This is a genomic window from Mycobacterium sp. UM_11, assembly GCF_001414075.1.
In the GTDB taxonomy this organism is placed as follows: domain Bacteria; phylum Actinomycetota; class Actinomycetes; order Mycobacteriales; family Mycobacteriaceae; genus Mycobacterium.
In genome coordinates, this window is record NZ_LATC01000047.1 from 26,270 (window position 1) to 36,021 (window position 9,752).

6 protein-coding genes and 1 pseudogene are annotated in these 9,752 nt (G+C 65.6%); 3 read left to right on the forward strand and 4 right to left on the reverse strand.

The annotated features are described in order from the left end of the window. The first annotated feature begins 23 nt into the window (after positions 1-23). The 3 genes from WU80_RS13690 to WU80_RS13700 all read left to right on the forward strand — a co-directional run bounded on the left by WU80_RS13690 (position 24) and on the right by WU80_RS13700 (position 5,757). Positions 24-2,942, forward strand: a complete 2,919-nt coding sequence (locus WU80_RS13690; RefSeq protein ID WP_055403184.1) for an RND family transporter — start codon at positions 24-26, stop codon at positions 2,940-2,942. 114 nt (positions 2,943-3,056) lie between these two features. After that, a complete protein-coding gene (locus WU80_RS13695; RefSeq protein WP_055403185.1) occupies positions 3,057-4,325 on the forward strand; it encodes a glycosyltransferase in 1,269 nt (422 codons plus the stop codon). A 208-nt stretch (positions 4,326-4,533) separates the two neighbouring features. Beyond that, positions 4,534-5,757, forward strand: coding sequence for a class I SAM-dependent methyltransferase (locus WU80_RS13700; protein WP_055403186.1), 1,224 nt, complete (start codon positions 4,534-4,536; stop codon positions 5,755-5,757). A gap of 12 nt (positions 5,758-5,769) precedes the next feature. Here WU80_RS13700 and WU80_RS13705 read toward each other — a convergent pair whose 3' ends face one another. From WU80_RS13705 to WU80_RS25450, 4 genes and pseudogenes are all read right to left on the reverse strand, one after another. After that, complete coding sequence (locus WU80_RS13705) at positions 5,770-6,558, reverse strand: class I SAM-dependent methyltransferase (RefSeq protein ID WP_141224761.1); 789 nt, start codon at positions 6,556-6,558, stop codon at positions 5,770-5,772. Positions 6,559-6,768: 210 nt separating this feature from the next. Continuing rightward, positions 6,769-7,770, reverse strand: a complete 1,002-nt coding sequence (locus tag WU80_RS13710; RefSeq protein WP_369808535.1) for a class I SAM-dependent methyltransferase — start codon at positions 7,768-7,770, stop codon at positions 6,769-6,771. A 119-nt stretch (positions 7,771-7,889) separates the two neighbouring features. Beyond that, on the reverse strand, positions 7,890-9,158 hold the full coding sequence (locus tag WU80_RS13715) for a glycosyltransferase (protein WP_055403187.1): 1,269 nt from the start codon (positions 9,156-9,158) through the stop codon (positions 7,890-7,892). Positions 9,159-9,325: 167 nt separating this feature from the next. After that, positions 9,326-9,733: pseudogene (locus WU80_RS25450) on the reverse strand (TylF/MycF/NovP-related O-methyltransferase); the annotation flags it as partial. Between the last annotated feature and the right edge of the window lie 19 nt (positions 9,734-9,752).

Below are 9,752 nucleotides of genomic sequence, written 5' to 3' on the forward strand. Positions count from 1 at the left end.
AGCAGCAGCCGCTTGGGGTCCGCATGACCACCGAACGGACCCGGCGCCCCGTCGTCGCGCGGTCGATCCGCCGGCTCGCGGTGCCGATCATCCTCGCGTGGGTGGGCCTGACGCTGGTGGTCACCCTGTTCGTGCCGTGGCTGGAGACCGTCGGTCGAGAGCATTCCGTTCCGCTCGCCCCGCAGGATGCGCCGGCCGTACAGGCCATGCAGCGCATGGGCCGGGATTTCAAAGAGTCGGACTCGGACAGCTTCGCGATGCTCGTGCTGGAGGGGCAGTCGCAGCTCGGTGACGACGCACATGAGTATTACGACCATTTGGTCCGGGAGCTCAAGGCCGACCCCAAGCACATCGAGCACGTGCAGGATCTGTGGGGCGATCGGCTCACCGCGGCGGGCGCGCAAAGCCCGGACGGCAAGGCCGTTTACGTCCAGTTGAACCTCGCCGGCAACCAGGGCACCACCCTGGGCCAGGACTCGATCGCCGCGGTCCGGCAGATCATCGCGAAGAATCCGCCGCCCCCCGGGCTCAAGGCCTATGTCACCGGTCCTGCCGCACTGATTTCGGACATGCAGAGCAGTGGTGACCGCTCCATCCTGAAGATGACGCTGATCGGCGCCGTCATCATCTTCGCCGTCCTGATGTTCGTTTACCGCTCGATCACGACCGTGATCATGTTGCTGTTGACGGTCGGGATCGAGGTCTTCGCCGCCCGCGGGATCATCGCCTTCCTCGGCGACAACGGCGTGGTTCAGCTGTCCACGTTTGCCATCAACCTGCTGGTGGCACTCGCGATGGCCGCCGGCACGGACTACGGGATCTTCTTCTTCGGCCGCTACCAGGAGGCGCGCCAGGCCGGCGATGACCGGGAGACCGCGTTCTACACCACCTATCAGGGGGTGGCCCCGGTCGTCTTGGGGTCCGGTTTGACGATCGCCGGCGCGATGTTGTGCCTGAGTTTCACGCGGATGCCCATCTTCCAGACCATCGGTGTGCCTTGTGCGGTGGGCATGTTCGCTTCGGTCGTGATCGCGCTGACGCTGGTGCCGGCGGTGCTGACGCTCGGCAGCGGCTTCGGCCTCTTCGACCCCACCCGCCAGATCGGCTTCGGCCGGTGGCGCCGGATCGGCACCGCGATCGTCCGCTGGCCCCTGCCCATCCTAGTCGCGACCATCGCCATCGCATTGGTCGGTCTGGTCACGCTGCCCGGCTACAAGACGAGCTACAACGACCGGCTGTACATCCCCCGCGACATCCCGGCAAACGTCGGCTATGCGGCCGCCGACCGCCACTTCTCCCAGTCGCGGATGATGCCGGAGATCCTCATGATCGAAGCCGACCACGACATGCGAAATCCCGCGGATTTCCTTGTGCTGCACCGCCTGGCCAAGGGCATCTTCAACGTCAAGGGGATCTCGCGCGTGCAGGGCATCACCCGCCCCGAGGGGACGCCGATCCAGCACACCTCGATCCCGTTCCTGCTGAGCATGCAGAACGCGACGATGAGTCAGGACATCAGATACGTCCAGGCGCGCACGAAAGACATGCTCGCGCAAGCAGATTTGATCGGCCAGCAGATCGCGACGATGAAGCGCCTGTACGAATTGCAGAAGAAACTCACCGGCATCACGCATGACTCGATCATGAAGACCCACGAGATGACGGTCATCGTCAACGAGTTGCGCGACGACATGGCGAATTTCGAGGACTTCTTCCGGCCGATCCGCAGCTACTTCTACTGGGAGCGGCACTGCTACGACATCCCGATCTGTTGGTCGCTGCGCGCCATCTTCGAAACCTTTGACGGCGTCGACATTTTGAGCGACAAACTCAAGGATCTCCTCGTCGACCTCGACCACATGGATCGGCTGATGCCGGAGCTGCTCGCGCAATATCCGCCGATGATCGCCATGGCCGAGGACATGAAGGCGATGCTGCTGACCAACTACAGCACCATGTCGGGCGTCATCGGGCAGATGACCAGTAACAGCAAGGACGCCATGGCCATGGGCGAGGCGTTCGACGCGGCCAAGAACGACGATTCCTTCTATCTGCCGCCCGAGATCTTCAACAACGCCGACTTCAAGAAGGCGATGGCCAACTTCTTGTCCCCGGACGGGAAGGCGGCGCGGTTCATCATTTCGCACCGGGGCGACCCCGCCACGCCGGAGGGCGTGGGGCGGATAAACCAGATCCGCACGGCGGCCGAGGAGGCGCTCAAGACGACCCCGCTGGAGAGCGCCAAGATCTACATCGCCGGGACGGCGTCGACCTTCAAGGATTTCCGGGACGGATCCCAATACGACCTGTTCATCGCCGGGGTGGGTGCGCTCTGCCTGATTTTCATCATCATGCTCATCATCACGCGAAGTTTCGTGGCCGCCTTGGTGATTGTCGGCACGGTCGCAGTTTCGCTGGGCGCCTCGTTCGGCATGTCGGTGCTCATCTGGCAGTACGTGCTGGGCGTCAAGCTGCACTGGATGGTGCTGCCGATGTCGGTGATCGTCCTGTTGGCGGTTGGGTCTGACTACAACCTGCTGCTGGTGTCCCGGATGAAAGAGGAGATCGGCGGCGGAATCCGGACGGGCATCATCCGGGCGATGGGCGGCACCGGCAAGGTGGTGACGAACGCGGGCTTGGTGTTCGCGTTCACCATGGCCTCGATGGTGGCGAGCGACCTGCGAATCATCGGTCAGGTGGGTACCACCATCGGCCTCGGGCTGTTGTTCGACACCCTGGTGGTGCGGTCGTTCATGACACCCACCATCGCCGCCCTGCTGGGACGCTGGTTCTGGTGGCCACAGGTGGTGCGTCCACGCCCGGCCAGCCGGATGCTTCGGTCCGAGGGGCCGCGCCCGTTGGTGCGCTCGCTGCTGCACCGTGAATCCGACTACGACGAAGCGCCCACGGCGGAGATCCCGGTCTCGAGGCCGTCCCGCTAGGCGGGTGTCCCCCGCCCGGCCGCCGCCGCCAAAACCGCAACCGGCACCGGTGATCCAGAGATAATGACCGATATCCCTGCAAGTCGATCTGGACGACCGAAACCTAGGACCGCAATGAAGTTTGCCCTGGCCTGCTACGGAACTCGCGGCGATGTCGAGCCTTCGGTGGCGGTCGGCCGGGAGCTGGTCCGCAGGGGGCACGAGGTGCGCCTGGGGGTGCCCCCCGAACTCGTCGGCTTCGCCGAGACCGCCGGGCTGACGGCGGTCCCCTACGGCCCGGAAGTGCATGACTTCCTCGACGAGCAGTTCCTGCGCAACATGTGGACGGATTTCTTCCGCAACGCGTGGAAGATCCGCGATCCGATCAGGCTGGTGCTCAAGGTCTGGGACCCGATCATCCGCTATTGGGACGACATCAACGGCGCGCTGCTGTCGCTGGCCGACGGCGCCGACATGCTTTCCAGCGGCCTCAATTTCGAGCAGGCCGCCGCGAATGTTGCTGAGTACTACGACATTCCGTTCGCCACCATGCACCACTTCCCCATGCGGCCCAACGGGCAGCTCGTGCCGACCATTCCGGCGCCCGTGGTCCGCTCCACCATGACGCTGGTCGACTGGCTGTTCTGGCGCTCGACGAAGGACGTCGAGAACGCGCAACGCCGCGAATTGGGCCTGCCGCGGGCGACCCGTCCGGCGCCCCGCCGGATCGCCGAACGCCGATCCCTGGAAATCCAGGGCTACGACGACGTGTGCTTTCCCGGGCTGGCGCGGGAATGGTCGAAATGGGACGGCCGCCGGCCCTTTGTCGGCGCCCTGACCATGGAGATGACGACCGACACCGACGATGAGGTCGCCTCGTGGATAGCCGCGGGAACACCGCCGATTTGCTTCGCCAGCGGCAGCATCCCGGTCGAATCCCCCACCGAGATGGTCGAGATGATCAGCACCGCCTGCACGCAATTGGGCGAACGCGCACTGATCTGCGCCGGCGGGTCGGATTTCAGCGAAGTCCCGCAGTTCGACCACGTCAAGGTGGTCGGCCCCGTCAATTACGCGGCCGTCTTCCCCGCCTGCCGCGCGGTCGTCCACCATGGCGGATCGGGCACCACGGCCGCCAGCCTGCGCGCCGGAGTTCCGACGTTGATCCTCTGGAGCTCGGCGGATCAGCCCTACTGGGGGGCCCAGGTCAAGCGGCTGGAAGTCGGCACGGCCCGGCGCTTCTCGAAGACCACCAGCAAATCCCTGGTGGCAGACCTGCGGCAAACCCTCACCCCGTCCTACGCCACCCGCGCCCGCGAGATCGCCACCCGGATGACCAAGCCGAGCGAAAGCGCCGCCATGGCCGCCGACCTCTTCGAAGCGATGGCCGGCCGGCCGCGTTAAGGCACGCCGCCCGCCGTCTATTTCCCCGATCGACCAATTGGGTTTCAACTGGCGAAACAGGGTACAGATTCGGCAAACGTTGACAGAATGGCTTCCTGGAAACCTCAGAAGGGTGCTAACGGCATAACTTGGGGGCTAGGCTCATGAACCTAAGTACTGGTCCGGGGTTCCTGGATGCGGGTGGGCCTGACAGTGTGAGGGGGAAGTATTGACTCAGCGTAGTTGCCGCGTCTGCGGCGGTGATCTCCGTGAGGTACTCGACCTCGGACGCCAGCCAGTCTCGAATGCCTTCGTGAAACCCGAAGAGACCGCCAAGGTGCCGTTTTTTCGGCTCGTGGTGGGCCTCTGCACGTCGTGCACGATGGTGCAGCAACTAGACGAGGTTCCGCCCAGCCAGATGTTCCGCGCGGACTACCCGTACCGCGCGTCGGGATCCGCGGTGATTCGCAAGCATTTCGAGGACGTCGCCAGGTGGATCATCAGCGTAATCCCCGACGATGAGAACCGGTTCGTCGTCGAAATCGGCAGCAACGACGGCGTCATGCTGAAGACCCTCAGCGACGCCGGGGTGCGGCACCTGGGCGTCGACCCGGCCGCCGGGGCGGGCGACGTCGCCCGCGCGCACGGCGCCCGGGTCCGCACGGATTTCTTCGACGAGTCGACCGCGGCCGACATCCGCGAAAAGGAAGGCCCGGCAAGCCTGATCTTTTCGGCGAACACGATCAGTCACATCTCTTACCTGGACTCGATCTTCCGCGGGGCGGAGCTGCTGCTGGCGCCGGACGGGCTGTTCGTGTTCGAGGACCGCTACCTCGCCGACATCCTGCGGTGCGTCTACTTCGACCAGATCTACGACGAGCACTTCTACCTGTTCTCCGTCCGCTCGGTGCAGGCGTTGGCGGCGCGCTTCGGCCTGGAATTGGTCGACGTCGAACACCTCCCCCTGCACGGCGGTTCCATCCGCTACACCGTCGCCCGCGCGGGCAGCCGACAGCCCAGCCCCGCCGTGGCGGAATTCCTGGCCCAGGAAAAGGCCGACGGGATCGCCGAGGAGGCGACGTTCGTCCAATTCTCCGAGGACATCAACCGCATCCGCACGGACCTGGTGACCCTGCTGCGCGATCTGCGGTCCGACGGCCGGCGAGTCGTCGGGTACGGCGCCACGTCGCGCAGCGCCACGGTCATGAACTATTGCCACATCGACTCGGAACTGCTTCCGATGGTGTGCGATTCGACCCCGGAGAAGCAGGGCCGGCTGACACCGGGCTCAAAGGTTCCGGTGTGCCCGCCGGAAGTCTTCTCCCACCCCTACCCGGACTACGCGCTGCTGTTCGCGTGGAACCACGCCGACGAGATCATGGCGAAGGAACAAGCCTTCCACGAAAAGGGCGGGCGCTGGATCCTGTACTCGCCCAAGGTCCATATCGTCTGATGCGCCGCCGGCTCACTGCGCCGGTTTGATCAGCAGGCCCTGGCCGGTGGGCAAAGTGCAGATCGGCACGCCCAATTCGCCCGCCAGGGCGTCCATGGCCAGGCGCTGCTCTTCGTGCCCGTGGTAGGCGTAGTCGTCCAGCAGCACGAAGGCGCCGGGCGAGAGCCGCGGCCAGAAAAACCGCAGCGCCGCGACCTCCGGTGGGGCACAGTTCATATCGATATGCAGGAAGGCCACCGTGCGCGCCTCGACCTGGTCGAGCGTCTCCGGGACCGGCCCGACGATGATGCGTTGGTTCTTCCATTGCGCGAAGTTGGCCCGCACACCCTCGACCCCGCTGACGTACATGCCGTTGCGAAGCTGCTGCTCGCTCCGCTCCAGCGCGCCGCCCCGGCGTTCGTCGGCGGTGACGTAACGCGGATCGATTCCCGCGAAAGTGTCGAGCAGATAAAAGGTCTTGCCCAGTCGATCCCAGTCGAGATACTCCATGATGGCGCTGCTCAAGAACCCGTAACTGACGCCGCACTCCACGAAATCACCGTCGAGCCGGCTGGCGTTGGTCGCCGCCCACAAACCGATGTGCGCGCGCCAATGCCACTGGTACCAGTCCTGGCCGCCCAGGGCGCGCGCACCGCGCTCGTAGGCGCGCTGGAACGCCGGATCCTCCATGAACGCGTGGCGGTGGAAACTGAACAACGCGTCGCTGGCGTACGCCTTCGGAAAAAGCTTGCGCGCGAGCCCATACTCCTTGCCCACCATCCATAGCCGGATGCGAGCGCCGGTCGACAGCCTGTTTGCCACGGCGGAAACGATAGCATCGGGATCCGTTGACCCACCCCGGAACGCGGCGGGTTGGCCGGAGCGGCGGCGGCCGCCCCCTTTCACAGCACGCGTTGCCATCAGCGGCCGGACACCGCGTCGGCAGCACGGCACGATGGCCGAAGCGTGAACCTCAGTGGCACAACGAATCCCGCAACGAGGTTCGCGCCGCTAGCCAGAATCGCCGCTTCCTTACTTGACCCGCAGGACGAAACCGGTCTGGTCACCCCGGCCCTGGCGGTTCAGCGCCACCGCGCGCTTCTCCCAGTTCAAGAGCTGCCTGACCCCGAACATCCGAACCATGGCCCCAAGGCTGGTCATTTCGGTCAGCGCGATGTCGCGGCGGTTGGCCTCGCTTCCGATGAACGACCCCGAGCTCTGATCGTCGATGGCCTTCTCGACCCGCAGCCCGGCCCGGTCGGCCGCCACCGCCATACCCTTGCGGGACGGTATGCAAATGTGCTTGGGCGCATCGATGTTCATCCAGTTGGCCCGGTAGGTGTCCCAGACTTCGGACGAGGTGGTCGGCAGCCGGACCAAGCACAGGCCCGTGGGGGCCAGCCTCTCGTGCGCCGCCTTCAGCGTGGCGGTCAGGTCCGGGACGTGTTCGAGCGAATGGTTGAACATGATGACGTCGAACTCGCCGGTCATCTCGTCCAGGTCCCGCTTCGCCAGGGGAACCCCAAGGGCCGTCTTGCCGTCGGCCTCGATGAACGGGTCGGCGCCGGACAGGTTCGTGAATCCGGCCCTGGCCAACCGGTCGAGCAGCGCGCCGCCACCACACCCCACGTCCAGAACCCGCGCGTCGAGCGAAACCCCTAGCTCGCCAAGCATTTTGACGACGTCGCCGCTGGCGTCGTGCGTTCCGATCAGGCTGCGCAGCCCGGGCGGCAGCGCCGAGACGAGCGTACCGACCAGGCGACCGCCGGCGTGCAGGTCATGGCGGTCCTCCTGCGCGGTCAGCCATTGGAACAGCTTGGGCTGCGGCGCGACTTTGTAGGAGTAATAGTCCGAGGGGTAAAAGCGCATGAGTTCTTCACCCTCAAGCACTTTCGCGATCTGCAATGTGCCGCACTCGGCGCAGACGAAGTAATCGAATACTTCTCGGGTCCCGAAATACATCTCCCGAACGGGAACAATTTCGTGCGGACCATTCGATCCACATAGTTGGCACGGTTTGTTAACTTCGCTCACTTCGCCCTTCCCCATGAAGTTTTCGACGCCAGAAACGATACCGCCACGACTCGGGGTCCGTTGGCGATCTGCGAGACTCGACCGGCGGGGCCGATCCCCGACTCAGCCGCCAGCGCTGATCAGGCATAACGCCTCAGGCTGGCGAAGTTTTCCGCGAGGTCCGCGGCCTTCGCGACGCTTTCGCTGGGACTCGTCATTCGGGTGGCGATCTCGCGGGCACGGGCGACGTAATCCGGCGCGAGAATGCGTCGCAGGTCCGTCACCAGTGATTTTTGCGTGGTGGCCGAAAATCGCCGGGTGGTGCCCACCTTCAATCGCTTGACCTGACCGCCCCACAGGGTTTGGTTGACGTCCATCGAAAGAATCAACGTGGGAACGCCGGCACGCAGGCTGGCGGCCGTGGTGCCCGAGCCGCCGTGGTGGACCACCGCGTGGCAGGCGGGGAAGATCTTCGCGTAATTGACCGCCCCCACCACCTTGACGTGGTCGAAGCTCGGCACGTCGCTGTAGTCGCTCGAACCGGCGCAGAGCAACGCCCGCTCCCCCAGCTCGCCGCAGGCGGAGGCGATCATCTGGACGGTCTCGGCCGGCGACGCCACCGGCATGCTGCCGAAGCCGAAGCAAATCGGCGGGGATCCCGCCGCGATCCACGAGGCGACGTCGTCGTCGAGTTCGGTGGTCAGCTCCATCGTCAGCGCCCCGACGAACGGCCGCTGGCCGTCCCACTTCGCCCATTCGGCGGCCAACCCCGGAAAACACGCCTCGTCGTAGGCCTGGATTTCCATCGCGCCCCGTCGGGCGATGCGCGCCGGCGAGGGACCCTTCGCCTTCGGCAGGCCGAGTTCGCGCCGCTGCGCATCCTCGGGCTTCTTGTTCAGGCGCCAGGCCAACCAGTCGAACGCCATCATGGCCGACCGACCCAACGGCGGCGGCAGGATCGAGACCAGCTGGCCGTTGGGCCGCATCGGGGCGTGGTGCAGCGTGGCCAACGGGATGTCGTAGTACTCGGCGACGTTGGCGGCGGGTTCCTGGTAACTCTGCCCGACCAGCAACAGGTCGGCCCCGTCGGCCAGCGACGTCAGCGTCGTCGTCATGTGGCCCCAGCATTGGTCGCTGAGGTCCCACATCTCGCGCCACAACCCGCGCAGCTCCCGGACCTTCCAGAACGCGCCGAAGAAAGACGTCCAGAAGTTGCGGTACACGTCCAGCCACAGCTGGGTCTCTAGCCCATACGCGACCGCCGGGAGACCGGCCGACTCGGCGAAGCCGATCAGGTCGGGCGGCACCGCCATCCGCACGTCATGGCCCCTGCGCAGGAGTTCGCGACCGACGACGACGGAAGGCTCGATGTCGCCTCGAGTTCCATAGCAGGCCAGCACAAACTTCATCGCGAACCAAGCCTTTCACTTGACGTGCGCACCGGCGGCGGCAGGGGCACCGGTCATTATGGCCGGTTCTCCGGTGCCGGGGGCGGCTTCGATCCTCCGCGTGCGCGCGGCGATACCGCGCTCGGAGCGTCAGCGCGCTCCGGTGCGGCGCCCCGGGCGGGTTGCCCTCACTTGCGCCAGAGCACGCCCGTGCCGTCGATCTCCTGGATCTCCGCGGTGATGCCGTGCTTGGTCCGGTAGTCCGTGGTGGCCTGCCGGCACGCGTCGAGGGCGTGGTAGTCGTCGATGATGCAGAAGCCCCCGGGCGACAGCCGCGGGTAGAGCGCGTCGAGCGCCTGGATCGTCGATTCGTAGAGGTCCCCGTCGAGCCGCAGGACGGCGATTTGATCGATGGGGGCGTCGTTCAGCGTGTCCTTGAACCAGCCGGGAAGGAAACGAACCTGGTCGTCCAGCAGCCCGTAGCGCGCGAAGTTGGCCCGGACCTCCGCTTCCGGTATCGCGAGGATGTTGGCCGCACGGTGCAGGTTGATGCCCGCGTCCGCCTTGTAGTTGGCCGGGTCCGGCGGTGGGACGCCTGTCTCTTATACACATCTG